The 25,773-nt window shown below is 62.7% G+C and carries 26 protein-coding genes and 1 tRNA gene; 21 read left to right on the top strand and 6 right to left on the bottom strand.

From position 1 onward, the window contains the following. The first annotated feature begins 6 nt into the window (after positions 1 to 6). Genes pstA through phoB form a run of 4 tightly spaced genes read left to right on the top strand, consistent with a single transcriptional unit; the run spans position 7 to position 3,176 of the window. Positions 7 to 903, top strand: a complete 897-nt coding sequence (pstA, locus tag ACS5Q1_RS14995; protein ID WP_473098950.1) for a phosphate ABC transporter permease PstA — start codon at positions 7 to 9, stop codon at positions 901 to 903. Continuing rightward, a complete protein-coding gene (pstB, locus tag ACS5Q1_RS15000) occupies positions 900 to 1,718 on the top strand; it encodes a phosphate ABC transporter ATP-binding protein PstB (RefSeq protein WP_473098951.1) in 819 nt (272 codons plus the stop codon). Before pstA ends, pstB begins: the two co-directional genes overlap by 4 nt. Positions 1,719 to 1,743: 25 nt before the next feature. After that, positions 1,744 to 2,457, top strand: coding sequence for a phosphate signaling complex protein PhoU (gene phoU, locus ACS5Q1_RS15005; RefSeq protein ID WP_473098952.1), 714 nt, complete (start codon positions 1,744 to 1,746; stop codon positions 2,455 to 2,457). Between the two features lie 2 nt (positions 2,458 to 2,459). Continuing rightward, complete coding sequence (gene phoB, locus ACS5Q1_RS15010; protein WP_203441089.1) at positions 2,460 to 3,176, top strand: phosphate regulon transcriptional regulator PhoB; 717 nt, start codon at positions 2,460 to 2,462, stop codon at positions 3,174 to 3,176. Positions 3,177 to 3,251: 75 nt separating this feature from the next. Here the strand turns inward: phoB and ACS5Q1_RS15015 are convergent, their stop codons facing one another. Continuing rightward, positions 3,252 to 3,788: a GcrA family cell cycle regulator gene (locus ACS5Q1_RS15015; protein ID WP_473098953.1), complete on the bottom strand. Its 537-nt coding sequence runs from the start codon at positions 3,786 to 3,788 to the stop codon at positions 3,252 to 3,254. 385 nt (positions 3,789 to 4,173) lie between these two features. Here ACS5Q1_RS15015 and ACS5Q1_RS15020 point away from each other — a divergent pair, with 385 nt between their 5' ends. From ACS5Q1_RS15020 to ACS5Q1_RS15030, 3 genes are read left to right on the top strand one after another with little or no spacing between them, the layout of a single operon-like run. Continuing rightward, positions 4,174 to 5,382: an acetylornithine transaminase gene (locus tag ACS5Q1_RS15020; protein WP_473098954.1), complete on the top strand. Its 1,209-nt coding sequence runs from the start codon at positions 4,174 to 4,176 to the stop codon at positions 5,380 to 5,382. Then, positions 5,379 to 6,305: an ornithine carbamoyltransferase gene (gene argF / locus ACS5Q1_RS15025; protein ID WP_473098955.1), complete on the top strand. Its 927-nt coding sequence runs from the start codon at positions 5,379 to 5,381 to the stop codon at positions 6,303 to 6,305. The genes ACS5Q1_RS15020 and argF overlap by 4 nt, the downstream gene beginning before the upstream one ends. Next, on the top strand, positions 6,302 to 7,291 hold the full coding sequence (locus ACS5Q1_RS15030) for an Hsp33 family molecular chaperone (RefSeq protein WP_473098956.1): 990 nt from the start codon (positions 6,302 to 6,304) through the stop codon (positions 7,289 to 7,291). The genes argF and ACS5Q1_RS15030 overlap by 4 nt, the downstream gene beginning before the upstream one ends. Before the next feature lie 135 nt (positions 7,292 to 7,426). Here the strand turns inward: ACS5Q1_RS15030 and argE are convergent, their stop codons facing one another. Beyond that, entirely contained in the window at positions 7,427 to 8,599 is a 1,173-nt protein-coding gene (gene argE / locus ACS5Q1_RS15035; protein ID WP_473098958.1) for an acetylornithine deacetylase, read from the bottom strand. A gap of 8 nt (positions 8,600 to 8,607) precedes the next feature. Further along, positions 8,608 to 9,000, bottom strand: a complete 393-nt coding sequence (gene apaG, locus ACS5Q1_RS15040; RefSeq protein WP_473098959.1) for a Co2+/Mg2+ efflux protein ApaG — start codon at positions 8,998 to 9,000, stop codon at positions 8,608 to 8,610. 202 nt (positions 9,001 to 9,202) lie between these two features. On the opposite strand from apaG, the gene ACS5Q1_RS15045 reads away from it, so the two are divergent. The 4 genes from ACS5Q1_RS15045 (at position 9,203) to ACS5Q1_RS15060 (ending at position 12,292) form a co-directional block, all read left to right on the top strand. Beyond that, the gene (locus tag ACS5Q1_RS15045) at positions 9,203 to 10,294 is read left to right on the top strand and encodes a 2'-deoxycytidine 5'-triphosphate deaminase (RefSeq protein ID WP_473098960.1); all 1,092 of its coding nucleotides are present in this window, start codon (positions 9,203 to 9,205) and stop codon (positions 10,292 to 10,294) included. Positions 10,295 to 10,358: 64 nt separating this feature from the next. After that, a tRNA-Gly gene (locus tag ACS5Q1_RS15050) sits at positions 10,359 to 10,433 on the top strand. 393 nt (positions 10,434 to 10,826) lie between these two features. Beyond that, positions 10,827 to 11,324 (top strand): GNAT family N-acetyltransferase, encoded by a 498-nt coding sequence (locus ACS5Q1_RS15055; protein ID WP_473098961.1) that lies wholly within the window; start codon positions 10,827 to 10,829, stop codon positions 11,322 to 11,324. Positions 11,325 to 11,422: 98 nt separating this feature from the next. After that, positions 11,423 to 12,292, top strand: coding sequence for a polysaccharide deacetylase family protein (locus tag ACS5Q1_RS15060; protein ID WP_473098962.1), 870 nt, complete (start codon positions 11,423 to 11,425; stop codon positions 12,290 to 12,292). 4 nt (positions 12,293 to 12,296) lie between these two features. On the opposite strand, the gene ACS5Q1_RS15065 is transcribed toward ACS5Q1_RS15060, so the two are convergent. Then, complete coding sequence (locus tag ACS5Q1_RS15065) at positions 12,297 to 13,229, bottom strand: LysR substrate-binding domain-containing protein (RefSeq protein ID WP_473098963.1); 933 nt, start codon at positions 13,227 to 13,229, stop codon at positions 12,297 to 12,299. 123 nt (positions 13,230 to 13,352) lie between these two features. On the opposite strand from ACS5Q1_RS15065, the gene argH reads away from it, so the two are divergent. The 9 genes from argH to ACS5Q1_RS15110 all read left to right on the top strand — a co-directional run bounded on the left by argH (position 13,353) and on the right by ACS5Q1_RS15110 (position 23,213). Next, complete coding sequence (gene argH, locus ACS5Q1_RS15070) at positions 13,353 to 14,759, top strand: argininosuccinate lyase (RefSeq protein WP_473098964.1); 1,407 nt, start codon at positions 13,353 to 13,355, stop codon at positions 14,757 to 14,759. A gap of 112 nt (positions 14,760 to 14,871) precedes the next feature. Further along, a complete protein-coding gene (locus tag ACS5Q1_RS15075) occupies positions 14,872 to 15,735 on the top strand; it encodes an ABC transporter substrate-binding protein (protein WP_473098965.1) in 864 nt (287 codons plus the stop codon). 23 nt (positions 15,736 to 15,758) lie between these two features. Next, positions 15,759 to 16,751: an NAD(P)H-quinone oxidoreductase gene (locus ACS5Q1_RS15080; RefSeq protein ID WP_473098966.1), complete on the top strand. Its 993-nt coding sequence runs from the start codon at positions 15,759 to 15,761 to the stop codon at positions 16,749 to 16,751. A 28-nt stretch (positions 16,752 to 16,779) separates the two neighbouring features. Beyond that, complete coding sequence (locus tag ACS5Q1_RS15085; protein WP_473098967.1) at positions 16,780 to 17,625, top strand: amino acid ABC transporter permease; 846 nt, start codon at positions 16,780 to 16,782, stop codon at positions 17,623 to 17,625. A 13-nt stretch (positions 17,626 to 17,638) separates the two neighbouring features. Further along, positions 17,639 to 18,427 carry an amino acid ABC transporter ATP-binding protein gene (locus ACS5Q1_RS15090; protein ID WP_473098968.1) on the top strand — a complete coding sequence of 263 codons (789 nt, stop codon included), beginning with the start codon at positions 17,639 to 17,641 and terminating at the stop codon, positions 18,425 to 18,427. A gap of 96 nt (positions 18,428 to 18,523) precedes the next feature. Next, positions 18,524 to 19,306, top strand: coding sequence for an ABC transporter substrate-binding protein (locus tag ACS5Q1_RS15095; protein ID WP_371826896.1), 783 nt, complete (start codon positions 18,524 to 18,526; stop codon positions 19,304 to 19,306). Positions 19,307 to 19,404: 98 nt separating this feature from the next. Continuing rightward, complete coding sequence (locus ACS5Q1_RS15100) at positions 19,405 to 20,805, top strand: MmgE/PrpD family protein (protein ID WP_473098969.1); 1,401 nt, start codon at positions 19,405 to 19,407, stop codon at positions 20,803 to 20,805. A 24-nt stretch (positions 20,806 to 20,829) separates the two neighbouring features. Next, complete coding sequence (gene speB, locus ACS5Q1_RS15105) at positions 20,830 to 21,885, top strand: agmatinase (RefSeq protein ID WP_473099001.1); 1,056 nt, start codon at positions 20,830 to 20,832, stop codon at positions 21,883 to 21,885. A 647-nt stretch (positions 21,886 to 22,532) separates the two neighbouring features. After that, entirely contained in the window at positions 22,533 to 23,213 is a 681-nt protein-coding gene (locus ACS5Q1_RS15110; RefSeq protein WP_473098970.1) for a reverse transcriptase domain-containing protein, read from the top strand. On the opposite strand, the gene ACS5Q1_RS15115 is transcribed toward ACS5Q1_RS15110, so the two are convergent. Together ACS5Q1_RS15115 and ACS5Q1_RS15120 are read right to left on the bottom strand one after the other, a co-directional pair. Continuing rightward, entirely contained in the window at positions 23,132 to 25,357 is a 2,226-nt protein-coding gene (locus tag ACS5Q1_RS15115; RefSeq protein WP_473098971.1) for a recombinase family protein, read from the bottom strand. The two genes, ACS5Q1_RS15110 and ACS5Q1_RS15115, sit on opposite strands and share 82 nt — an antisense overlap. Beyond that, positions 25,350 to 25,532 (bottom strand): hypothetical protein, encoded by a 183-nt coding sequence (locus ACS5Q1_RS15120; RefSeq protein ID WP_473098972.1) that lies wholly within the window; start codon positions 25,530 to 25,532, stop codon positions 25,350 to 25,352. The genes ACS5Q1_RS15115 and ACS5Q1_RS15120 overlap by 8 nt, the downstream gene beginning before the upstream one ends. Here ACS5Q1_RS15120 and ACS5Q1_RS15125 point away from each other — a divergent pair. Beyond that, the gene (locus ACS5Q1_RS15125) at positions 25,531 to 25,770 is read left to right on the top strand and encodes a hypothetical protein (protein WP_473098973.1); all 240 of its coding nucleotides are present in this window, start codon (positions 25,531 to 25,533) and stop codon (positions 25,768 to 25,770) included. The two genes, ACS5Q1_RS15120 and ACS5Q1_RS15125, sit on opposite strands and share 2 nt — an antisense overlap. The last annotated feature ends 3 nt before the right edge of the window (positions 25,771 to 25,773 follow it).

Here is a 25,773-nt window from a genome sequence, read left to right on the forward strand (position 1 = left end):
TGAAGGATGGATACCGCCCTCTATAACCAGGCCACGATTGCGGCACCCGCTCCCTGGGGTCGCGTGCGCCGTAGCCGCTATCTGGCCGATCGCGCGCTCAAGATCGCCTGCACCCTGTTCACCATGCTGGGGGCCTTCGTACTCGGTTGGATTTTGCTGATGCTTCTGGTGGAAGGTATCGGCGGTCTCTCGCCTGCGGTGTTTACCGAGACGACCCCCGGTCCCGGAACCGAGGGGGGAGGCATCGCGAATGCCATCGTGGGCAGCCTGGTCCTGACCTTCCTTGGCATCGTCGTGGCAACGCCTATCGGCGTGCTCGCCGGAACCTATCTGGCTGAATACGGCAAGGGCTCGAAGCTCGCCACAATCATCCGCTTCGTGAACGACATTCTGCTCGCCGCGCCCAGCATCCTCATCGGCCTCTTCGTCTACATCATGATGGTGCAGCCCATGGGCGGCTATTCAGGCTGGGCTGGTGGCGTAGCGTTGGCGATCATCGCCATCCCGGTCATCGTCCGCTCGACGGAGGACATGCTCCGCCTTGTGCCGGGTTCGCTGCGCGAAGCCGGGGCCGCTCTTGGAGCTCCCATGTCCAAGGTGATCGTGCAGATCAGCTGGAAGGCAGCGCGTGCGGGCATGGTCACGGGCGTGATCCTCGCCACCGCGCGTATTGCGGGCGAAACCGCGCCTCTGCTCTTCACAGCCCTCAACAACACTTTCTGGTTCAGCCCGACCCTGATGGGCGGCGTCTCGAACCTGCCGGTCACGATTTACCAATTCGCACTGGCGCCTTATCCGAACTGGCGTGAACTCGCCTGGGCCGGCGCCCTCATCATCACCATGTCGATCCTGGCGCTGTCCATCGTGGCGCGCCTCCTCCTGAGGAAGGATAAAGCCCGATGAGCACGATCGCCCTCAACACGAGCAGCGCCATCGGAAATGCGGCGGCTGCGGATACCGGCGCTCCCGTGCGCATCGCCGTGAAAGGTCTCAACTTCTACTACGGCGATTTTCGCGGTCTGAAGGACATCTCGCTCGACTTCCACGATCGTCAGGTCACGGCCCTTATCGGTCCCTCTGGCTGCGGAAAGTCGACTCTGCTGCGCACCTTCAACCGCATCTACAGCCTCTATCCGGAACAGCGCGCCGACGGCCAGATTCTGCTCGACGGCCAGAACGTGCTCTCGCCGTCCATCGACGTGAACGAGCTTCGCGCCCGTGTCGGCATGGTGTTCCAGAAGCCGACGCCGTTCCCCATGTCAATCTACGACAACATCGCGTTTGGCATCCGCCTTTACGAAAAGCTGCCGAAATCCGAGCTCGACGGGCGTGTCGAGGAGGCGCTGCGCAAGGCCGCCCTGTGGGACGAGGTGAAGGACAAGCTGCGTCAGTCCGGCATGGGCCTGTCGGGCGGTCAGCAGCAGCGCCTGTGCATCGCGCGCACCATCGCGCAGCGTCCGGAGGTGATCCTGCTCGACGAGCCGACCTCGGCGCTCGACCCGATCTCCACCGGCAAGATCGAGGAGCTGATCGAGCAGCTCCGCTCCGAGTTCACCATCGTGATCGTCACGCACAACATGCAGCAGGCGGCGCGTATCTCGCAATTCACGGCGTTCATGTATCTCGGCGAGCTCGTGGAGTTCGGCCCTACGACCAAGATGTTCATGAACCCGACCAAGAAACAAACTCAGGATTACATCACGGGCCGCTTCGGCTGATAGAAGCGGTTCACGGAGGACCTCCATGTCAGAGCATATCGTCCGCTCCTACGACGCCGACCTCCAGGGGCTCCGGCAGCGCATCGCCGAGATGGGCGGCATTGCCGAGAAGATGCTGGTGGATTCCGTCGATGCGCTGGCCCGCCACGACAAGCCCCTGGCCCAGACGGTGATCGCATCCGACCCTCGCCTCGATGTTCTTCATCGCGAGGTCGAGGAAAACGCCATCCTCACCATCGCCCGGCGCCAGCCCCTGGCGGTCGACCTGCGCGAGACCATCTCCGCAATCCGCATCGCCGGCGACGTGGAGCGGATCGGCGATCTGGCCAAGAACGTCGCCAAGCGGGCGCTCGCCATCGGTGACGATTTCCAGCCGCACAAGATCGTCGTCGGGCTCCGGCACATGAACGATCTGGTGCTGGGACAGCTCAAGGATGTGCTCGACGCCTATGCGCAGAAGGACACGGCGAAGGCGCTCGATGTCTGGAAGCGGGACGGCGCCATAGATGCGCTCTATACGTCGCTCTTCCGGGAGCTCCTGACCTACATGATGGAAGATCCGCGCAACATCTCGTTCTGCACGCATCTCCTGTTCTGTGCCAAGAACATCGAGCGCATCGGCGACCACACCACCAATATCGCCGAGACGGTCCATTACCTCGTCACGGCCGAGACTTTGGCCATCGATCGGCCCAAGAACGACCGCTCCATCGACGCGACGGTTGGGACCGGAGCCTGACCATGGGACCTCGCGTTCTGATCGTCGAGGACGAAGAGCCCTTGATGCTGCTCCTGCGCTACAACCTCGAGGCCGAAGGCTACGAGGTGGACAGCGTATCGCGCGGTGACGAGGCCGAGATCCGTCTGCGGGAGCAGGTGCCCGACATCGTGCTGCTCGACTGGATGCTGCCCGGCTTGTCCGGAATCGAACTCTGCCGGCGCATCCGCGCTCGGACGGAAACCGAGCGTCTGCCGATCATCATGCTCACGGCGCGCGGGGAGGAGGGCGACCGCATCCGCGGCCTCTCCACCGGCGCGGACGATTATATCGTCAAGCCGTTCTCGGTGCCGGAACTGCTCGCCCGCGTGCGTGCGCTCCTGCGCCGGGCGAAGCCGACGCATATCGCGACGCTTCTCAGGGCCGGCGATATTGAACTCGATCGCGAGACGCACCGGGTGCGCCGCGCCGGTCAGGAGCTGCATCTGGGTCCGACCGAGTTCCGCCTGCTGGAGTTCCTGATGCAGAGCCCTGGCCGCGTCTTTTCCCGCGAGCACCTGCTCAATGCCGTCTGGGGCCACGACGTCTATATCGACGAGCGCACCGTGGACGTGCATGTGGGCCGTCTGCGCAAGGCGATTGGCCTGCCGCGCCGGCCCGACCCCATCCGCACCGTGCGCGGCGCCGGCTATTCCTTCGACGAGACCTTCGCTCGCGAAGAGCAGGCTGTGAGCGCCTGAAACTTTAGAAGACATACAAACAAAAAGGCCGCTCTGAAGACGATCAGAGCGGCCTTTTTATTGGAAAGCTTTGCTTTAAGCGCGGGCGAGCTTGCGCTCACGCTTGCGGTCGGCCACCGGCTGGTAGGCGATGCGGGCGTGATGGGTGCAATAGGGCAGGCCCGTGATCGAGCGGGCGCCGCAGAAGCGGAACTCCGGCTTCGTCGGGTCGCCCATGGGCCAGCGGCACATGGACTCGCGCAGATCCATAATGGTCACGCGCTCGGACATGGGAACGGCGATGTCGTCCTCGGCGAAGACCGCAGGCTCGTCGGCCACGGCCTGCAGCGGGATCGGAGCCATCACCACGTTGTTGTTGTGCGGCTGCGGCGCAATCGGAGCCGGCGCGCTGGGAGCGCGGGTCGCCTTGCGCGGGCGGGCAGCGGCCGAAGCGGCAGGCTTCGCATCCTTGGCGCGGCCGGACAGGCCGAGGCGGTGAACCTTGCCGATCACCGCGTTGCGGGTGACGTTGCCAAGCTCGGCGGCGATCTGGCTCGCGCTCAAACCATCGGTCCAGAGCTTCTTGAGAAGCTCGACCCGCTCGTCCGTCCAAGTTCCGCCCGCATCCATCATTTTTAAACTTGCCTCCATCGTGACCGGCTTCAAGCTCAGAATCCCGTATGCCTCGCGGACAGGGTTTTGATGTCCGACCGCGTTGCTTGGGTCGCTCCTGAGGGTGAATGCCGTGGCACGAATGCCGTACTCGACTATCCTTGAACGTTACAGGATGGGTGGACTCCGGCGCAAGAGTCCCCGGACAGGCCCTGTCGTTTTCCCCAAGGAACTCACCGAGGCCCCAAAACCGGCAAAAATTCCTTGTGATGAGTGACTTCATTTCTCTTGAATTGACAGGGTCTCGCACCTCGTTAGAATCCCCAGCCGTGCCGCCCCCGCTGGGGCGGCGCTTTCTTTTTCGGGCCCGGGTGCGACCTTGGGCCTCTCTAGGCGGAGACAACCTGTGACATCGCCATTGCTGCCGACTTTTGCCCGCGCCGAGCTTTCCTTCGAAAAGGGAGAGGGCCCCTGGCTCTACGGCCGAGATGGCGAGCGATATCTGGATTTCGGCGCCGGCATCGCCGTGAATGCCTTGGGTCATGCGCATCCTCATCTGGTGAAGGCTCTGACCGAGCAGGCCGCCAAGATCTGGCATAGTTCCAATCTGTTCCAGATCCCGGAAGGTGAGCGCCTTGCCCAGCGGCTCGTCGACAACACCTTCGCAGATTACGTGTTCTTCGCCAATTCCGGCGCAGAGGCGAACGAGGCCGCGATCAAGATGGCGCGCCGCTATCATTATGTGAACGGCAACCCTGAGCGCTTCCACATTGTTACCTTCGAGGGCGCCTTCCATGGTCGCACGCTCGGCACCATCGCGGCCGGCGGTCAGGCCAAGTATCTGGAGGGCTTCGGTCCCAAGGTGCAGGGCTTCGATCAGGTTCCCGCCGAGGATCTGGAGGCCTTGAAGGCCGTCATCGGCCCGCACACCGCGGCCCTGATGATCGAGCCGATCCAGGGTGAAGGCGGTGTCAGGAACGTGTCGAACGCCTTCCTGCGCGAACTGCGCGCCCTGTGCGACAGCCAAGGCCTGCTTCTGATCTTCGACGAGATCCAGACCGGGGTCGGCCGCACCGGCAAGCTCTTCGCCTATGAATGGAGTGGTGTGACGCCTGACATCATGACGGTCGCCAAGGGCATCGGCGGCGGCTTCCCATTGGGGGCGTGCCTTGCCACGGCAGAGGCCGGCAAGGGCTTGACGCTCGGCACTCACGGCACGACCTTCGGCGGCAATCCGCTCGCCATGGCGGTCGGCAATGCCGTGCTCGACGTGATCCTGGAGCCGGGCTTCCTGGAGAGCGTCGAGCGTAAGGGCCTGCTGCTCAAGCAGCGCCTCGCCGAGCTGAAGGACCGTCATCCCAGCGTCATCGCCGAGGTGAGGGGACAGGGGCTCATCGTGGGCCTGCGCACGGTCGTGCCCAACACGGATTTCGTCAAAGCCGCCCGCGATCAGAAGCTCATCGTGATCGGGGCTGGCGACAATGTCGTTCGACTTCTGCCGCCGCTGATCATCACGGAGGCCGATCTCGCGGAAGCCATCAATCGTCTGGATGCCGCCTGCGCAGCCATCGAAGCTGAGCAGAAAACCGCCGCTCAGTCGGGAGCAGTTCAATGAAGACCCGCCATTTCCTCGATCTCAGCGATTTTTCCGGCGCGGAGATCCGGCACCTCCTGAATGTCGGCCTGGAGATCAAGTCCAAGCGCCGCCGCGGCGAGAAGGCCAAGGACCGCCCGCTTGAGGGCAAGGTCCTGGCTATGGTGTTTGACAAGCCCTCCACCCGCACCCGTGTCTCCTTCGATGTCGGCATGCGCGAGCTTGGCGGCGAGACGCTGATGCTCACGGGCAAAGAGATGCAGCTCGGCCGCGGCGAGAGCATCGCCGATACGGCGCGCGTTCTCTCGCGCTACGTAGATGCCATCATGATCCGCACCCTCGATCATGCGATGGTGACGGAATTGGCCGAGTACGCCTCGATCCCCGTGATCAACGGCCTGACCAAGGTGACGCATCCGTGCCAGATCATGGCCGATATCATGACCTTCGAGGAGCATCGCGGCTCCATCGAAGGCCGGACGATTGCCTGGACGGGCGATGCCAACAACGTGCTCGCCTCGTGGATCCATGCGGCTGCGCGTCTCAATTTCACGCTGAACATCGCGTCTCCGCCGGAACTTGCCCCGCGCCCGGAGCTTTTGTCCTGGGCGAAAAAGGAAGGGGCTCGGATCAGCGTGACCACCGATGCCTTCGAGGCCGCCGAGGGAGCCCATGCGATCGTCACCGATTGCTGGGTATCCATGGGCGACGACGACGAGTTCCGCCGCCAGAACCTGCTGAAGCCCTATCAGGTCAATGGCAGGCTCATGGGCGTGGCCAACAAGGATGCGATCTTCATGCATTGCCTTCCCGCCCATCGCGGTGAGGAGGTGACGGATGAGGTCATGGACGGATCGCAATCGGTGGTCTTCGACGAGGCCGAGAACCGGCTTCACGCACAAAAGGGCATCCTGGCGTGGTGCCTCGGAGCAGCAAACGCATGAGTTCAGCTTCGCTTGAAGGAATCGATGACGTCGTTCTGCCTTTCGCGGTCGAGCCTCTCGACGTGCGCGGGCGTGTGGTGCGCCTCGGAGCCTCCATCGACACCATTATCTCCCGTCACGGCTATCCAGACATCGTTGCGCGCGTCATCGGCGAGGCGGCAGCCTTGACGGCCATGCTCGGCGCGTCCCTCAAGCTCGAGGGACGCTTCCAGCTGCAGACCAAGACCGACGGCATCATCGACATGGTGGTGGTCGACTTCAATGCACCGGACCGCCTGCGCGCGACTGCCCGCTTCGACAAGGACAGGCTCGAGGCGCTCGGGCAGAATTCGCCGGGAACTGGCGAACTCTTAGGGTCCGGCTACCTCGCCATGACCATCGATCAGGGTTCCGAGCGCAGCCGCTATCAGGGCGTCGTCGCGCTCGATGGCCAGGGCTTCGAAGAGGCCGCTCATCAGTATTTCCGCCAGTCCGAGCAAATCCCGACGCAGGTGCGCCTGGCCGTGGCCGAGCAGTTCGAGGACGGCCGCCACACCTATCGCGCCGGCGGCCTGATGATCCAGTTCCTGCCTTCCTCGTCGGAGCGGCTGCGGCAGGCCGATCTGCATCCAGGCGACATCCCGGAGGGACATCCCTCGAACGATCTGGCATCGCCGTCCGAGGATGATGCCTGGCTTGAGGCCAAATCCCTGGTCGGCACGGTCGAGGACCACGAACTGGTCGATCCGACCGTCTCCAGCGAGACGCTTCTTTATCGCCTGTTCCACGAGCGCGGCGTGCGCGTCTTCGAAGGCCAGCACGTGCATGAGGAATGCACATGCTCGCATGAGCGCATCATGGGCATGATGCGCCGCTTCTCAGTCGAGGATCGCCGCGACATGGTCGGCGACAACGGACGCATCGGCATCACCTGCGAGTTCTGCTCGCGCTTCTACGATCTCGATCCGGCGGAAGTCGAGGCCGAGATCGCGAAGTCGGAAGCTTAGTCCGCAATCTGCCGCAACTGTCTCATCTCACCTTCGTCATGGCCGGGCTTGTCCCGGCCATCCGCGTCTTCGAGGCACAGTGCTGACAAGACGTGGATACCCGCAACAAGTGCGGGCATGACGGTGTGCTGATCGTCAGGAATTCGCGCAGATCGCTGCGAGCCTGCGCATGAACGCCAGACCTGCCTCGAACTGCTCCAGCGCAATGTATTCATCAGGCTGATGTGCCTGATTGATCGAACCGGGGCCGCAGACGATTGTAGGAATGCCGGCGGCCTGATAATGGCCCGCTTCCGTGCCGTAGGGCACCGTCTGCGTGTGGTTCTTGCCCGCCAAGCGCAGAGTCAGGACTTCCGCCTCCGAACCGGGATCCGGCGCAAGGCCCGGCACGTCTGCGTGAAGAACGGTTTCGATCCGCCCGAACTCGCCGAAGCGGTTGAGGCGCTTCAGGGCAACCTCCTCGACAAACTTGTTGAACCGGTTGGGAATCTCCTGCGGATCGAGGCTCGGCAGGCCGCGGAATTCCCAATGGAAGGTGCAGCTCTTCGAGAGGATATTGCGCGCCGTGCCGCCCGAGATCGTGCCCACATGCACCGTCGTGTAGGGGGGATCGAAGCGCCCACTGGTGTCGCCGCGCTCCATCATCTCGTCGCCGATGCGGTTCAGTTCCGCAATCAGTTCGGCCGCCGTCATCACGGCGCTGGCGCCGAGATAGGGCTTCGACGAGTGCGCCTCGAAACCATGCACCGTGGTAGAGAAGGTCACGACGCTTTTGTGCGCATCCACCACCTCCAGCATCGTCGGCTCGCCAACGATGACGGCCTTCGGCAAGGGCAGGTCATGTCCGAGGCGACGGATGGTGTCGACGACGCCGAAGCATGTCGTCTCCTCGTCGTAGGAGAGCATGATGTGGATCGGCGTCGTGAGGTTGGCTGCCTGGAATTCGGGCACCATGGCGAGCGCCAGCGCATCGAAGGCCTTCATGTCCACCGCGCCGCGCCCATAGGCTCGTCCGTTCTCCACGCGAAGGGTGAAGGGATCGGACGTCCAGGCCTGCCCCGTCACCGGCACCACATCCGTATGGCCGGAGAGCACGATCCCGCCCTGGTCCTGCGGACCGATCGTGGCATAGATTGCCGCCTTGTCGCCCGTCTCGTTCGGCACGCGCACGTAAGGCACGTTCCAGCTCTGCAGATAGTTTTCGACGAACTCGATCAAGGGCAGGTTGGACTTCGAACTCACGGTGTCGAAGGACACAAGCTTCGCCAGCATTTCGAGCGGCGTCAGCCGCTGACCGGTAGGGGACATCAAAAACCTCAGTGCAGCACGCGCTTGGTGCGGGGAATGTCGAGCGAGAAGGCGGGAATTTCGGCGTCGAAAGTTTCGCCGCTGGCGGTCTCCATCAGATAGGTGCCCTGCATGGTGCCGCTCGGCGTCGGCAGGGGACAGCCGCTCGTATAGCTGAAGCTCTCGCCAGGCCCCAGCACCGGCTCCTCTCCGACCACGCCGGCGCCGCGCACCTCCTGCACCTGGCCATGCTCGTCGGTGATCTGCCAGTGACGGGCGCGGAGCTGAACCCGCTCCAGGCTCGTGTTGATGATCTCGACCGTGTAGGCAAAGAAGTAGCGCCCTTGCTCGGGAGAGGATTCTTCCGGCATGTAACGGGGTGTCACTGTCACGCTGATGCCGCGGGTCACAGCTTGATACATGAGCCTGTCTCACGCCGGTCGAGGAGTTTATGGACCGTGGTACGGCGACCTTCGGATCTCGTCAATCGAAGGGAAGGGGTTTAGACCGGCGCGTCAGAACATCCCCAAGGCTTAAGGAAAGCGATTGAGAATTCCGTAACAACCCTTACAGATACTGCCGGGCTCAACAATTCAATGAGGGCAGGTCCCTCGGAAAACGGACATGGTTGCGTTGAAGGATGGAATCCAATCGGCTGATGCCATCATGCGCCTTGCGGAAACAGGCGTCATCAAACCGGAGACGCCCTTCGCGTCCGACCAGGTCCAGCCGGCAAGCCTCGATCTGAGGCTGGGCCGCCGTGCCTACCGGGTTCGCGCGAGCTTCCTGCCGGGCCGCAATCACACGGTTCGAGATCGCCTCGACCAGTTGAGCTTTCACGAGATCGACCTGGGCAAAGGCGCCATCCTGGAAACGGGCAGTGTCTATATCGCCGAACTGCAGGAGGAACTGGCTTTGCCGGAAGACCTGTCCGCAGCCGCCAATCCCAAAAGCTCCACCGGCCGCATCGACGTGTTCACCCGGGTCATCACCGATCGCAGCCAGGAATTCGACACCATCGGCGCCGGCTATCGCGGCCGTCTTTATGCCGAGATCTCGCCGCGCACTTTTCCGGTGCTGGTCAGGACCGGCACGCGCCTGTCGCAGCTGCGCCTGCGCAAGGGCAATGTGCGCCTGAGCGACGCCGAGCTCCAGGCCGTTCATGAGAAGGAGCGGGTCGTGACCTCGGCCGAGCCATCCATTCAGGACGGTGTCGCTGTCAGCGTGGATCTCTCAGGGTTCGGCTCCGATAACCTCATCGGTTATCGCGCCAAGCGCCATACGGGCCTCGTCGACGTCGACAAGCCCGGCTCCTGCCGCGTCGCGGATTTCTGGGAGCCGCTCTATGCCGATGCGAGCCGGACCCTGATCCTGGATCCCGGCCAGTTCTACATCCTCGCCTCCAAGGAGGCAGTGCATGTGCCGCCGGATTACGCCGCCGAGATGGTGCCCTTCGACCCCCTCGTGGGCGAGTTCCGGGTCCACTATGCCGGCTTCTTCGATCCGGGCTTCGGCCACGCGGAGGCAGGAGGGGAGGGGGCCCGCGCCGTGCTCGAGGTCCGCTCCCGCGACGTCCCCTTCATCCTGGAGGACGGGCAGATCGTGGGACGACTCGTCTACGAGCGCATGGCCGAGCGGCCCAAGGTGCTTTATGGCTCAGGCGCAGGTTCGAACTATCAGGCGCAAGGCCTGAAGCTCTCGAAACACTTCCGGTAACTCTCTTGGCAATTCCGCTGCCCCCTTGCCGGATCGCGGCAAGGCCGGATATGAATAAAGGAACGCGGGTGTAGTTCAGAGGTAGAACGTCAGCTTCCCAAGCTGAATGTCGTGGGTTCGATTCCCATCGCCCGCTCCAATCAATCCCTTGATCGGTAAGGCTTTTCGACGTTCTGCCACTGATCTTGCGGTCCCATCAGGTTCCTCAAGGACTGTTCAGGTCCCATTCTTCGCGGTGCGGTGCCCGATTCGAAGTTCGGCAACCTTCCGCGACTTCTCAACAACACCCCTCTCCTGCAGGCACGGTGGATACACAGGCCGCGGGCTAGTACCAAGGCGGCATGCAACGGCAGAAATCTCCGCTTTTGTCTTTGCCTCACAGCTTCGTGGATCGAGTTACCTCAAGTCACTGTCTGAGATGGATAGACAAGCGGGCGTTCACAGCGTTGCGCTTAAGGAACGCCTTGGGCCCTTTGCAGTCCTTCAGGTGACTGACTAAGCATAGCTTCGATTCCTCCATGGAGGCCGAGCCATGGCTGGCGATATCCGGATTGCGAACCTTGAAGACGTCGCTGCTGTGGCGCAGTTGGTGCGGGCCATGGACCGTCATTATCGTCCAGGCGAGAATCTCCGGCCTGAGGCTGACTATCGCCGGATCATGGAAGAAACGATCGCCAACGATGAAGGCACTCGATTTGTGCTCGCACGGGATGCAGGGGGGCAGGATGTTGGTCTGGCCTGTGTGGCAATCATGCGGCCAGGTCGAGACTTACGGGGGTTGTTGTATCTGAAGGACCTCTATGTGGTCGAGGCCGCCCGGGGGCTGGGCATCGGCACCCGCATCATCCAATTTCTCGCCGCCTTCGCGATCGAGAACGAGATCGGGCGGATAGATTTTACGACGGATCGCGACAATGCCTCGGCGCAGAGGCTCTATAGCGCATTGGGCGGTGTCGTGAAGGAGAAGGTCTACTACACACTTCCGACGGAGGTGCTGGGTGCTCTCGCGGCCGGATGGTCGGAGACCTGAAAGCGGCCTATTCCGTTCGCGACTGGCAGAGCGGAAAACTATTCAATTGCCAAATGCCCTCAGGTTGTCAGCATCAAGGTCGTTGAAAAGAGAACACCATGGCGATCGACCCCGCTCCACGTCCCGCGAATTTGGCCCCTCCTGCCCCTGACTTCCCATGGCCGGATGGCAAGACATGCGCGCTGTTCCCGGGCTTCGATGTCGATGCCGAATCCGTCTGGCTCGGCATGGATCGCCGCAACGTCGACCGCCTCGTCACCATGTCCTATGGGGGGTACGAGGCCCGAGTCGGTATTCCGAAACTCCTCGAGCTGCTAGCCCGTTACGAGGTCAAGGCGACTTTCTTCATCACAGGATGGACCGTCGAGGCGCATCCGGCCGCCTGCGAGTCCATCCTCAAGGCAGGCCACGAGATCGGTCATCACGGCTACTGGCATCTGCGGCCGGAACCCGGTGATCTCGCCACCATGGTAGAGGAGGTGGATCGCGGCTTTGACGCCATCAAGCGCGTTCTCGGGGTGATGCCGATCGGCTATCGTGCCCCATCGGGCGAAAGTTTCACCGAGCTCCTCGCTCTGCTGCGAGACCGCGGCATCCGCTACTCCAGCTCATGGCGCGACGATATCCGGCCGTATCGGCATGTCCTGCCGGACGGACCGGGACCCTTGGAAATCCCGGTCAATTACAGCTTCGACGATTGGAATTTCGGCATCACGCACCGCATGAGCTCTCGCGCTCTGTTCGGGCGCGAGGAAGTGCTGTCCATCTGGCGCGACGAGTTCGACCAGACGCGGGAGTGGGGCGGCGTCGCAACGATGATCATGCATCCACAGGTCTCCGGACGCCCAATGCGTTACCGTATTCTCGAAGAGTTCCTGCAATATGTCCGGCGTTACGACGACGTATGGTGGACGACGGGGCGCGAGATCACGGAACATTTCGAGGGTTGCGAACGCGCGGCGCGATAAGTCTTCAGGAGGCGATATCCTGGAGGAGTGTCGCCTCCTCCAGAGGTTCCGATTGCCGTGCCTCCTTGAGAAGCCAATCACGCAAAATGACAAGACCTGCGCTGAGCGGTTTGTTCGCAGGCGTCGTCAGCCAATAACAATTCCGGCTCACATATCCGAGGCTAAGCGGATTGATCAGCTGGCCGCCTGCAAGCTCGTCGGGGATGAGGCTGCGCGGCACAAGGGCGAGGCCCTGGCCGCCGATGGCGGCACGAATGACGAGAGAATAATAGCCGAAGCGGGTGATCCGCGCCGGCACAAACTCGTCGATGTGTGATGCCTGGGCAAAATCGCTCCAGCGCAACGGAGTCTGACGGTGCTCGAGCACCGGATAACGACGAAGATCCTCCAGCGAACTGATACCACCGCCTCGGGTAATGAGCTGAGGGGCGCCGACCAGGATCACGTCGCGTCCCAGGACGTAGTCCGCCTTCCAGCCTGGCCAATTTCCGTCACCAAAGCGGAAGACTGCATCCGCTTCTTCCACGATATCGCTCGATGCGAAGGTCGTGAACTCGACCTCGATCTGTGGATGAAGCTCCGCAAACCGCGAGAAGCGGGGCATGAACCATCGATCGCCGAGAATGGGAAGGACGTGAAGGCGGATTGCCGGTTCGGAGCGACGCAAGGTTGCCACGCGGACCGCGGCGGTTTCCATCGCACCGAGCGCGATGCGGGCCTGCTCGATATAGACCATCCCGGCTTCCGTGGGAGACAGCCCCTGACTCGTGCGGTCGAAGAGCGCCACTCCTACAAGCGTCTCGATATTCTTGAGCTGCTTGCTCACGGCGCTCTGGGTGAGATGGAGCGCGTCCGCCGCGGAGGACACCGTGCCGTGCTGCGCCAGCGCAGCCACAACCCGCAATCCGATCGTACTCGGTAGGTGCGTCCTAGACATCGAACTCCGTCGTCCTCTTACGCTACAGAGTTTCTATTCCATTTTGGACTATCGTCGGGGAAATCAATTCAATTGTCCATATGGGAAACGGGTGCAAGCATTCCTCAGTCAAGAGGAATACCAATGACCCAACCCGTTCGACTCTGGGGAGCAAGGTTCCGGACACCTCCCTCCGCCGCCCTGATGCGCCTTTCACGCGCACCCGAGACTTACTTTCGTCTCGTTCCGGAAGATCTCCAATCCTCCATCGCCCATGCACGCGAATTGGTGCGCACCGGTATCCTGACGCAGGACGAAGGTGACAGGATCAGCGAGACCCTCGCAGTGATCGGTGAGGACTTCGCTCAAGGAAACATCTCGCCGTCCTCCGCCGATGAGGACGTGCATACCTTCCTCGAGCGCGTCCTCGTGGAGCGCCTCGGTCCGCTCGGCGGCAAGCTGCGGGCGGGCCGGTCGCGCAACGATCAGGCCGCCAACGATCTCAAGCTCCATCTGCGCCGTGCGGCGAAGCGGATCGCGAACGATCTGCTTGCGCTTCAGGAGGCGTTGATCGCGCAGGCCAGCGAACACCAGAACACGCTCGCTCCGGGGTTCACACATCTGCAGCCCGCCCAGCCGGTCACGTTCGCCCATCAGCTCCTGGCTCATGCCCAGGGATTTTCGCGGGATATCGAGCGTCTGCAGGATTGGGACCGTCGCTCGTCGCGCTCGCCGCTCGGTGCTGCGGCGCTGGCAGGTTCCGCCATCGCGCTCCATCCGGAACTCTCGGCCAAAGAACTCGGTTATGAATCGGCCTGCGAAAATTCGATCGATGCGGTCGGGAGCCGCGACCATGTGGCGGAATTCCTGTTCGTCTCCGCAATGATCGGCGTGAACCTCTCGCGTCTGGCTGAGGAGGTGTTCCTCTGGTCGTCGCGCCAGTTCCGCTGGGTCGTTCTCGACGACGGTTATGCGACCGGCTCCTCGATCATGCCGCAAAAAAAGAATGCGGATATCGCGGAGCTGACCCGTGGCCGGGCCGCACGCCTGATCGGCGGTCTCAATGCGATGATGACGGCCCTGAAAGGGCTTCCTTTCGCCTATAACCGCGATCTCTCCGAGGACAAATGGGCCGCCTTCGAGGCCATCGATACCCTTGAAGTGGTTCTGCCGGCCATGTCGGGCATGATTGCGACCATGCGGGTCGATGTCTCCCGTATCAGGGCCCAGGCGACAGAGGGCTTCACGCTCGCGACGGAGGTCGCCGACTGGCTTGCCCGCAATGGAGTGCCCTTCAGCGAAGCGCATGAGATCACCGGCGCGCTGGTGCGCTACTGCGAGGAGAAGAATATCGAGCTTTCGGATCTGGCGCCCGCCGATCTCCAGGCCGTCGATCCGCGCTTGGGCGAGGAGATGCTCGGCTGTCTCACGCCGGAGGCTGCCGTCGCCGCGCGCGCGGGCTATGGCGGAACTGCGCCGATACGGGTTGCAGAACAGATCGCACGCCTGAAGGAGACCGTCACTCGCCAGCGTGCCTGGGCCCAAATCTGATCGATGTCTGATCGGATCCGGCGTGGAGGAAGCACACCGGGCCCGAACTCCCCTTAACAAAAGCAACGAGCCGCGGAGCAACCGCAGCCTTTCGCTAGCCAAAGGGAACCATATGATGACAAGAGGAAATCGGTCCGCTCGGACCTTCTGCCATGCTGCGTTCGGAGCGGCTCTCGCAATGCTCGTGCCGGCGGTCGCATCGGCACAGAGCGCCAACCTCCCGGAGAAGGTGAAGGCTGCCGGCGCCATCACGGTCGGCATCGAGTCCACCTATCCGCCCATGGCCTATAAGGATCCGAAGACCAACGAGCGGATCGGCGTGAACATCGATCTCGTCGAAAGCATCGCCAAGGAACTCGGGGTCAAGGTGAAGTGGGAGGAGATGAGCTTCGAGCAGCTCATGACCTCTCTCACCACCGGCCGTATCGACATGATCGGCACCGCAATCAGCGATCTGCCGTCGCGGCGGGAAAAGCTGACTTTCGTCGACTATCTGGTGACCGGTTCACAACCCTTCACCGTTACGTCGAAGAAAGACAGCATCAAGACTGAAGCCGACCTGTGCGGAAAGACCGTGGGTGCGCCGCGCACGACGAACTATTTCCCGGTCCTGCAGGCCTGGAGCGAGAAGAACTGCGTCGCTGCCGGCAAACCTGCCGCGAGCGTCAACGGCACGGCCGGCGCCACGGCGACGCGCCTCGACCTCAAGCAGGGACGCCTCGATGCGGCGGTCCTGGGCCCCGAATATGTCGCCTATCTCATGGCAGACGAACCGAACACCTATGTCCTGGCGGGCGAGCCTCTGACCAAGACGCTCTTCGGCTTCGCATTCAACAAGAACGACGCCGCCTTGCGGGACGCCGTCGCTGTGGCCCTGACGGCGACGATCAAGAGCGGAGCCTACAAGCAGGCGCTGCAGAAGTTCGGCCTTGAACGCCAGGCCGTGACCGAAGTGAAGATCGACGCCGGCACCTGAGCCGGCTTGCTTCGGAGACCGTCATGCGTGCTGTCGTTCTGCCCCATATCGGTGGACCAGAGGCCTTGGTTCTGGTCGAAGTCCCCGATCCGCACCCTTCCTCAGGCGAGGTCGTCATCGACGTTCACGCGACCGCGCTGAACTTCGCCGATCTCCTGCAGCGGAAGGGAACCTACGGAACACCGGCGACGCTGCCGGGCATCCTCGGCATCGAATGTTCCGGGACGATCCTCGCCCTCGGATCTGACGTCGAGGGCTGGAACGTGGGAGATGAGGTCTGCGCGTTGGTTTCCGGTGGCACCTATGCCGAGAGGGTGGCGGTTCCCGCCACCCAATTCCTTCGACGCCCGCGTAATGTCGATCTCGTCTCGGCGGCGGCATTGCCCGAGGCGGCGTGCACCGTGTGGTCCAATCTCGTCGATATCGCGGCGCTCCGCGCAGGCGACGTTCTTCTCGTCCATGGCGGCGCGGGCGGGATCGGCACCTTCGCCATCCAGGCAGCCCGCGCGATCGGCGCGCGGGTCTTTGCCACTGCGGGCGGTGGCGAGAAGATGCAACGTTGCGTCGAGTTCGGGGCCGAGCGCGCCATTTCCTACCGCGACGAGGACTTCGTGGCTGTCGTCAAGAACGCAACCGGACAGCGCGGCGCCGACATCATCCTCGACAATATGGGCGCAGCCTACCTCGTCCGTAACATCGAAGCGCTTGCGCCCGATGGTCGAATCGCAATGATCGGCCTGCAGAGCGGACGCGATGCGGAAATCCCGCTGGGCCGCATGATGGCCAAGCGCGCTTCTCTCTACACCACGTCTCTCAGGGACCGGGCGCTCGACGCTAAGGCCCGGATCGTCGAGGGAGTGCGGCGGGATTTGTGGCCCCATGTGGAACGCGGGGCGATCACGCCGGTGGTTGACCGAATCTTTCCCCTGGCCGAGATGGCCGAGGCGCACCGCTACATGGAGAGCGGCAGCCATGTTGGAAAAATCGTTGTGAGCGTAAAAGATTGGCAGGCATGAAGAAGAACAGCGAAGAAAGAACAGGCCCATGACCGATACAGTCTATCAAGTCAGTCACCTCACGCTCGTCCCGCGCCGCCACTACGGGCGGATGCTCGCCGCCGCATTGGTGATTGCCGCGCTTGCCGTCATCGTCCATGCCTTTGCGGTCGGGCAGATCGAATGGAGGTTCGTCGGTGAGTTCCTGACGGTGCCGGCCATCATGAGCGGCCTCGTCAACACCATCGTGATGGCCATCCTCGCCATGGTTCTGGGCATCGTCCTCGGGATTGTCTTCGCCATCATGCGCCTGTCCGAGAACCCGGTCCTCTCGACGACGGCTTTGGGCTATGTCTGGTTCTTCCGTGCCATCCCCGCGCTGCTGCAATTGCTGATCTGGTTCAACCTGGCGCTGGTTTTCCCGACCATCGGAATTCCTGGCCTGTTCTCGGTGAAAACCGTCGAAGTCATGACACCTTTCGTGGCGGCGCTCCTCGGGCTCGGCATTCAGCAGGGGGCCTTCACGGCGGAAGTCGTGCGCGCTGGCCTGCTCTCGGTCGACCGGGGGCAATACGAGGCGGCGCAGACCATCGGCATGACGCGGTTGCAGATGCTGCGCCGGATCATCATGCCACAGGCGATGCGCGTGATCGTCCCGCCGGTCGGCAATGAGTTCATCGGCATGGTCAAGCTCACGTCTCTCGCGAGCGTCATTCAGTACGCCGAGATCCTCCATAGCGCGCAGAACATCTACTACGCCAACTCGCGCGTCATCGAACTCCTGATCGTGGCGGCGATCTGGTACCTCGTCGTGGTCACGATCTTGAGCCTGATCCAGGGACGAATCGAAAAATATTTCTCCAAGGGCGTGGCCGCCGCCGGCAATGCGAAGTGAAGAGGAGCAGGATATGGATGTTCAGAATCTCTCTCCTGATGCCCCGCTCGTCGTCGCGGCCGATGTCCGCAAGCATTTCGGCCCGCTGGAGGTCCTGAAGGGCATCAACGTCAAAGTGCAGAAGGGCGAGGTGCTGTGCATCATCGGGCCGTCGGGCTCGGGCAAGAGCACCTTCCTGCGGTGCATCAACCAGCTCGAGCGCATCGATGGTGGTGCCATCTGGGTGGGTGGTGAACTGGTCGGCTTCCGGCGCGAAGGCAATAACCTCCACGAACTTGACGATGCGCAGATCGCCCGGCAGCGGCGATCCATCGGCATGGTCTTTCAGCGCTTCAATCTCTTTCCGCACCTCACGGTCACCGAGAATATCATCGAAGGCCCCGTGCAGGTGCTGAAGGAGAACAGGAACGAGGCGAGGGACCGCGCCCACGCATTGCTGGACCGTGTCGGCCTCATCGATAAGCGCGACGTCTATCCGGCACATCTCTCCGGCGGCCAGCAGCAGCGCGTCGCAATCGCCCGTGCGCTCGCCATGCGCCCTCAACTGCTGCTGTTCGACGAGCCGACTTCGGCGCTGGATCCGGAGCTCGTCGGCGAAGTCCTGAATGTGATGCGGGATCTGGCGCAGACCGGAATGACGATGATCGTCGTGACGCACGAATTGGGCTTCGCCCGCGAAGTAAGCCACCGGACGGCGTTCATGGATCAGGGGCAGCTCGTGGAGATCGGGGACTCGCGTTCCATCCTCGCAAGCCCGCAACAGGCGCGCACCCGGGAGTTCATCTCGGCCGTGCATAAATGAGATTGTCAGCAACCACAAAAGTGAAGGGAACCTACAATGACATCAAGAACCATCCTCTGCTCCGTCATCGCTCTCATAGCGGCCGGCGGCGTCGCAATGGCGCAGGAGCTGCCGGAGCGGATAGCATCCAAGAAAACCATTATCGTGGCCAATGTGCCGAACTACCCGCCGCTTGAGTTCAAGGATCCGAAGACCAACACGCTCACCGGCCTCGATATCGACCTCGGCAATGCGCTCGCAAAGAAACTCGGCGTCGAGATCAAATGGGAAGAGATCAGCTTCGAGCAGATGGTGAGCGCCCTGACCACGGGCCGCGCCGACATGATCCTATCGGGCATGAGCGATCTGCCTACTCGCCGGGATACACTTGACTTCGTCGATTACCTGGAATCCGGTGCACAGTTCTATACGACGGCCGACCGCAAGGATGAGTACAAGACCCCGGCTGATCTGTGCGGCAAGACCGTCGGCGCGAGCCGCCGCACCTCGTTCCCCAAGGAGATGGAGACCTGGAGCAAGACCGCCTGTGAGGCGGCCGGAAAACCGGCTCTGAAGATCGTCGGCACGGAGGGTTCGGCGGATGCGCGCACGCAGCTTCGCCAGAAGCGTCTGGACGCTGCCGTGCAGGGCTCCGAGACGCTGCCCTATCTGATGGGCCTTGAGCCGAATACCTATGCGATCATCGGAGAGCCCTTCACTTCTGTCCATCAGGGCATGGGCTTCGCCAAGAAGGATACTCAGCTTCGCGATGCGGTCGCCAAGGCCTTCGCCGAGATGATCAAGGACGGCACTTACGCGGAGGTGCTCAAGAAGTGGGAACTGTCCTCCGCCAAAGTCGACGGCGTCATGATCAACGGTGAAGCCGCTCCGGCGAAATAACATCCGTCGTGGCGCCGGTTCCTCACGAGACTGGCGTCACGTTCGCTGATAATCGCCCGTTTGTCGGCCTCACAGGATCAGCAGGACCGCCAAAGCTCATGAGCACGCATGCCGGGACGCCGCGCGCGGCCACGCTCGCCCAGTTCGTCACCACGACCGCTCCATCGGATCTTCCGCTCGCCATTCGAACGAAGGCGGCGCGTCACACCCTCGATACGCTCGCATGCGGGATCGCAGGCGCCGCTTCGCAGGAAGCACAGGCGGCGCTCGACCTGATCCGGGCTACCGAACCACAGGGGACAGTTCCTGTCTGGGGAACGAGCGAGACTCTGTCGGTTCGCTCCGCAACCCTCGTCAATGGCATCGCCTGTCATGCCTTCGAGCTGGATGATACCGGCGGATGCGACCATTCGGGCGCCGTCGTTCTTCCCGCCGCATTGGCGGCGCTCAGCCTCGCGGGTCGCCCAGCCAGCGGCGAGGAGTTCCTGCACGCGATCGTTCTCGGATACGAGATTGCGCGTCGTGTCCTGGAAGCCTGCGGGGGATATGCGCCACACAATGAGGCCGGTTGGCACTCCACGGCCACCTGCGGCACCTTCGGCGCAGCGGTCGCCGCGGCACGCATTCTTCAGCTTGATGCCGCAGGCGTGATGCATGCCCTCGGGCATGCGGCAAGCTTCAGTGGCGGCCTCTGGGCCTTCATTCACGACGGCAGCCAGACCAAGCGGATCCATGCGGGGAGGGCTGCCGAGGGCGGTCTGTTCGCGGCGCTTCTGGCACGCGCCGGCGTTACTGGCCCTTCCCGGATCTTCGAGGACGTCTGGGGCGGCTTTCTGACGACCTTCGCATCCGCTTCGGTCCAACCGGACGCATTGACGGTCGGGCTCAGCGAAGGCTGGCGCCTGGAACGGGTATCGCTGAAACCTTACGCCTCCTGCCGCGGTACGCATTCGTCGATCGACGCGCTGGGAATGCTCCTTGAACGCAATGGCCTGACGGCGGACGATGTCGAGCGGATCGACGTGCGGCTCAGTCCCTTCCTCTTCGAGATGTGCGGCGGCCAGGATGTCGTCACACTGCCGTTTGCGCAGATGAGCCTGCCCTACGCCCTTGCGGCGCGCCTTGTCCTGGGACATGCCGGTCTGACGGCCTATGCGGCGAGTGAGCGGCAGAATCCGTCGCTTCTGGCCGCCATGAATCGGGTCAACCAGATCGTCGATCCCACCATTGAGGCCAATGACGAACCCTTTGTGCAGGTGGTGACGCGTGATGGCCGTACGGACGAAACACGGGTGCCGATGGCGCTCGGCTCTCCGGCGAATCCGGTCACGGACGAGGCCTATTTCGCGAAGATCCGCAGCCTTGCTGCCATGGCTCTCGATGATACTCGCACCCAGCGCTTGATCGACGGCGTGCTTGGCCTGTGGGAGCAGGACGATGTTCGATGGCTGGAGGACGCAGTGCGCTCCGATCAAACGCGCCCGAAGATCTTTCGATGATGTTCTTAGCGAGTGGAGAAGACGATCGTGGACCAGAACAAGCTCGAAGCTCTACGGGCCCGCTACCAAGGAGCAACCGGCGGCGACATTGATGATGCGGACTTCCGTAAGGCAGCAAGCCTCCAGTTCTCGGAAAGTGACCGGCGCAAATGGCCGTTCGCCGATCCGGCGACCTTCCTGGACGCGCCTTTTCGCCCAGATGTCGTTGAACTGCCCGATTTCGGTGGGCTCGACGTAGCACTCATCGGCGTGCCGATGGATCTCGGTGTCACAAACCGGGCAGGCGCTCGCCTCGGGCCTCGCGCGGTGCGCGCCATCGAGCGCATCGGGCCTTATGAACATGTTCTGCGAATGACGCCTATGGCGGATGCAAAGGTAGCCGATATCGGCGATGTGCCGTTTCGCAGCCGGTTCAGTCTTGAGTCTTGTCACGCCGATATCGAGGACTTCTTCAGGAGAGTTGTCAGTGCGGGAGTCCTTCCGCTCGCGGTCGGAGGCGATCATTCAATCACCCGAGCCATCCTTGCGGCTGTCGGCAGGGATCGGCCCGTGGGCATGATTCACATTGACGCTCATTGCGACACCGGCGGCATTTATGAGAACTCCAAGTTTCATCATGGCGGACCGTTTCGTCAGGCCGTTCTGGAGGGCACCTTGGACCCGGAACGCGTGATCCAGATCGGCATTCGCGGTGGAGCGGAGTATCTGTGGGAGTTCTCCTATGTGTCCGGCATGACGGTGATTCATGCCGAGGAGGTCCCAAGGATGGGAATTGCCGCTGTTGTTGAAAAGGCACGGGCTGTCGTCGGCGACGGGCCGACCTATGTGTCCTTTGATATTGACAGTCTGGATCCGGGATTCGCGCCGGGAACAGGAACACCGGAGGTCGGCGGCCTCCAGCCGCGCGAGGTTCTGGAGATTCTGCGCGGCCTCGTTGGCATCGACATCATAGGGGGTGATGTCGTGGAGATCGCGCCTCAATATGATTCGACGAGCAATACGGCACAAGCTGGTGCACAGGTACTCTTCGAACTGCTTTGCCTCGCCTCCAGCAATCTGGCTCTCCGCCGCAGAATCTGAGAACTTCACTTCAGAAGGCGGTGGACAATACCGATGCATGCATTCTGCGAGCACGGCTATGTCCGTAACGCAGCCCTTTTATGAGGCATGCTGCATTGCAAATAAGCGCCATGCAGCCGATATCACCCTTGGCTGATTTAAACGCGGCACCGCTTTCTTCCTCCCGGCGTTGCCGTGTCGGCCGTTCCCTCTGGAAGGTTTTGACTTTTGTCGGACCTCTACTTTAGCCGGGCTTCGAGCCCGGCTTTTTTCGTGTGCCGAGCATGTTCGACAGCTTGGAGGTGTAAGTCCTCTACCCAGCCTGATGACGGCGAAGGGTTAGCAAAGCGCAAGGGCGTCACCGCGAGGTGGGGTCTGAAGGAAGCGTGGAGCAAAACCGCGACCTGATGAACAAGAACCGGATATGAGGCCGCCTCGGCCGGACGAGCAGGCGAAAGGCTGCAAAGTCCACGGTCATCAAGGACCGAGGTGGTAAATTCGGCAGGTGTGCGGCGAAGGCGGTCGACTTACCTCGGGAGGTCTCCGTCATGTCCGGTCTTCCGGACTGAGCGGGCCGCGAGGCCCGTGATCGTGGCGGAGAAGTCAGCAGACGGCATAGTAGGTCGCAAGACCGAAGGCCCGAACGTTAGAGAGGGCAAGTAGAGCAGGTGTCTCGACGGACCAAGCGGCAGCAACACCAACTCGAGTTGGCTTTCGGCGATGCGGCAGAGGGTGAAGCCCCGAGCCCACTCGCCGGAGGAGCCGAAGTCCTGCCGGCGGCACCTGCCCCCGAAAGCCCGGCGGCCCCGGTTGGGCCGATGTTGGAGAGGATTGTCGCTCGCGACAATCTGAAGAAGGCGCTGGCCCAGGTCAGACGCAACAAGGGCGCGCCCGGCGTCGATGGCATGACTGTCGACGATCTGGCCGCTCACCTGAAAGACCACTGGCCCGAGATCCGGGCTCAACTTCTCAACGGCACTTACCAGCCGCAGCCGGTGCGGCGCGTCGACATTCCGAAGGCCTCGGGAGGCACTAGAGGCCTCGGCATTCCGTCGGCGCTCGACCGCTTCCTCCAGCAGGCGGTGATGCAGGTGCTGCAAGAGGACTGGGACCCGACCTTCTCGTCGTCGAGCTACGGGTTCCGGCCCGGACGCTCGGCGCATCAGGCCGTGGCCGCTGCTCAGCAGTTCATCGCTGACGGATGCCACATCGTCGTGGATATCGATCTGGAGAAATTCTTGGATCGACTTTCACAATGCCCCCCGGTTCATGGAGTTTGTTCGAAGAGGTCTGGGTGCGCATCTATCACTTTGATGTGGATGCCTTTTTGCTTCCCGCGCACGACATGAATGGCTTCGAGCTCGCCGCGTTTGACACGCTGCAACGCGGTTTGGCGTGAGATGCCAAGCCGCGCCATGGCCTCGCGTATCGGTAGGAAACCGTCGTCAACGTCACCCCTGAAGCGCGCCTTGAGTTCATCATCCACGCGGATGCGCCAGGGAGCGCCGGGCGTGATCTGCTCGCCCCGAATGAGTCCGTCATTGATGTGTCGGTGAAGCGTCGACGGCGCCACGCCGAGCGCAGCGGCCGCCTTTCGAATGGTCACCGCCTCACCATTGGCAACCGGCGGATCGGCATTGCAGATGGGAATGTTCCAATGACGCCGCAAATTGCCGACGCGGTTGGCGTCGAAGCGGTGGCCGCGCGCGGTTCGGCGGCCCTGACGGTTGAGAACGCCGGCTACGACGGCGTCCGGATAATGAGGAGCCAGCCGCCGCACCAGTGCCAGGGTGTCCTCGTCGGTTCGAACCGTTGCAGGCCGCGAGCGCGGGAGCGCGAGGTCGATGTGGCTAAGCGCTCCACCCTTCCAGCGCAGAGCCAAGTGCCCGGCCGCCTTATCCCGATCAATCGTGACGTGAACCTCCTCGATCAGCGTACGCAGCAGCTCCTTGCGATCGCGTGATGTCGTGCTGGGCGCCGCCCAGACGCTCGCCAGATCGGGAGCGAGGGTCAGCAACCGGTCGCGCTCCTTCGGGCTGAGAATGCGCGGCCGCTCCTCTTCGCGGCGAGCAAGCTCGGTCTTTGCGGCTTCGAGGGCAACGAGGCTTTGTTCCCATTCGCGTTCCAGCGAGCGCGCCACCAGCCGATTGTCGGGATCGACAGCGCGATAGCGGCGTTCGGCGCGGCTAACCGCGAAGTGCGCGCGCTCGACATCGAGCCGCCACTGCTTGAGGACGCTTTCCCGATCGTGCTCCAACTGCTCGGCCGCCGCGAGCGCGGCGGCAAGCCGCGCAGGCTCCAGTGCTGCCAGGAAGGCCTGGACGACAGCTTCGTCGACCTGAAGGCCCCCGACATTCAGACAATAGACACCGCGTCCGGCGACGAGGACCTTGCCCGGACAATGATAACCGGGTCTAGCATGACGCCCTCGGTAATGGATATGCAGGCGCCGCCCGCAATGGCCACACTGAGCAAGTCCCTGCAGCAGCGCGCTGCCCTCTCTGGCGGCGCCGCGGGCCTGTTCCTGAGCCTTGGCGTGTGGGCGGGGCTGGGCGTTGTTTGCCATGCGCTGCTGATTGGCCTCGTAAGTCTGCCAGTCGATATAACCCTCGTGGTGGTCCTTGATGAACACTTGCCAATCTCTGCGGGGTAGCTTGCGCACCCGTTTGCGGCGGGCGCCGGTCTCGTCAAGAACCGTCTCGAAACGACTTTTGCCATAGGCATAGGCTCCCGCATAGACCGGATTGGACAGGATAGCGTGAATGGCATGGTAGCTGGCCTCGCTCCAGCGCAGTTCGCGCTCGTGAGCCAGGCGCAAGGGGAACTTCACTCCGTGCTCGCGGAACCACAACCAGACGCGGCGCGCCGAACCCATCTCTGCAAAGCGGGTGAAGACGGTGCGGACGGCATGGACCACTGCCTCGTCGGGGTGGAACAGGATCTCGCCATCATCCTCACCCCACACAAACCCCATCGGCAATCCCCGGCGCAACTCTCCGCGTGCGGCCTTGTTACGGATGCCGCCATCGAGGCGGGCACGCAGGACGTGCAGTTCCGCCTCGCTCATTGCCCCTTTGAGCCCGAGCAGCAGGCGGTCGTTGAAGAGCGCTGGGTGATAGATGCCGTCGGCATCGGCAATCAGCGTGTCAGTGAGGCCGGCCAGCTCGATGAGCCGGTGCCAGTCGGCATTGTTGCGGGCCAGCCGCGAGACTTCCAAGCCGAGTACGATGCCGACCCGGGCAAGCGCGACTTCGCTGGTCAAGCGGGCAAATCCGGAACGGGCTACGGTACCTGCCCCGGACAGGCCGAGATCTTCATCGATCACCAGGACACGATCCGAAGGCCAGCCGAGTTCGGTCGCGCGCGCGGCAAGGGCGTACTGCCGCTCGGTCGATCCCCGGTTGTGCTCGACCTGGGACGCGCTCGACTGCCGTAGATAGACAATCGCCATTCGGTCGCGATGGCTGGCGGTAATCTTGATGTGTTCATTCATCGCTCGCCTCCTGGGTTGGAGCGCCGGCGTCCGCCAACATGCGAGCAATCAGGTGTGCCAGGCGAGACAGGGCGTTGCTGCGCGCTTCGGCCTGAAGGCTCTCCCAGGCCGGCGGTAATTCCGGCTGCCCGTCCGCCGGTTCCTCTGGAAAGTCCAGCTTCAATTGCGGTTGCATGACACCTCTCCTCGTCGGGCGGCGACTCGCCGCGCCGTTCCAGAAGAGTGTCCACCAAGCTCCGCAACGTCAGGAAATCGCCGAGCCGGCCAGGATCGGCGGAGCCTGCTCCAAAAACAGTGGAAGGATCATCGATGGCGCCGAGATCGGTCCAAGCCTCTGGAATGTGCGTACGGCTACCATCCGGCAGTTCTACAAGCAGCACCGGCTTCTCGCGGAGTGTCAGCCGAGCGAGTAAGGC

The sequence above is a fragment of the Microvirga sp. GN3 genome (assembly GCF_055792825.1).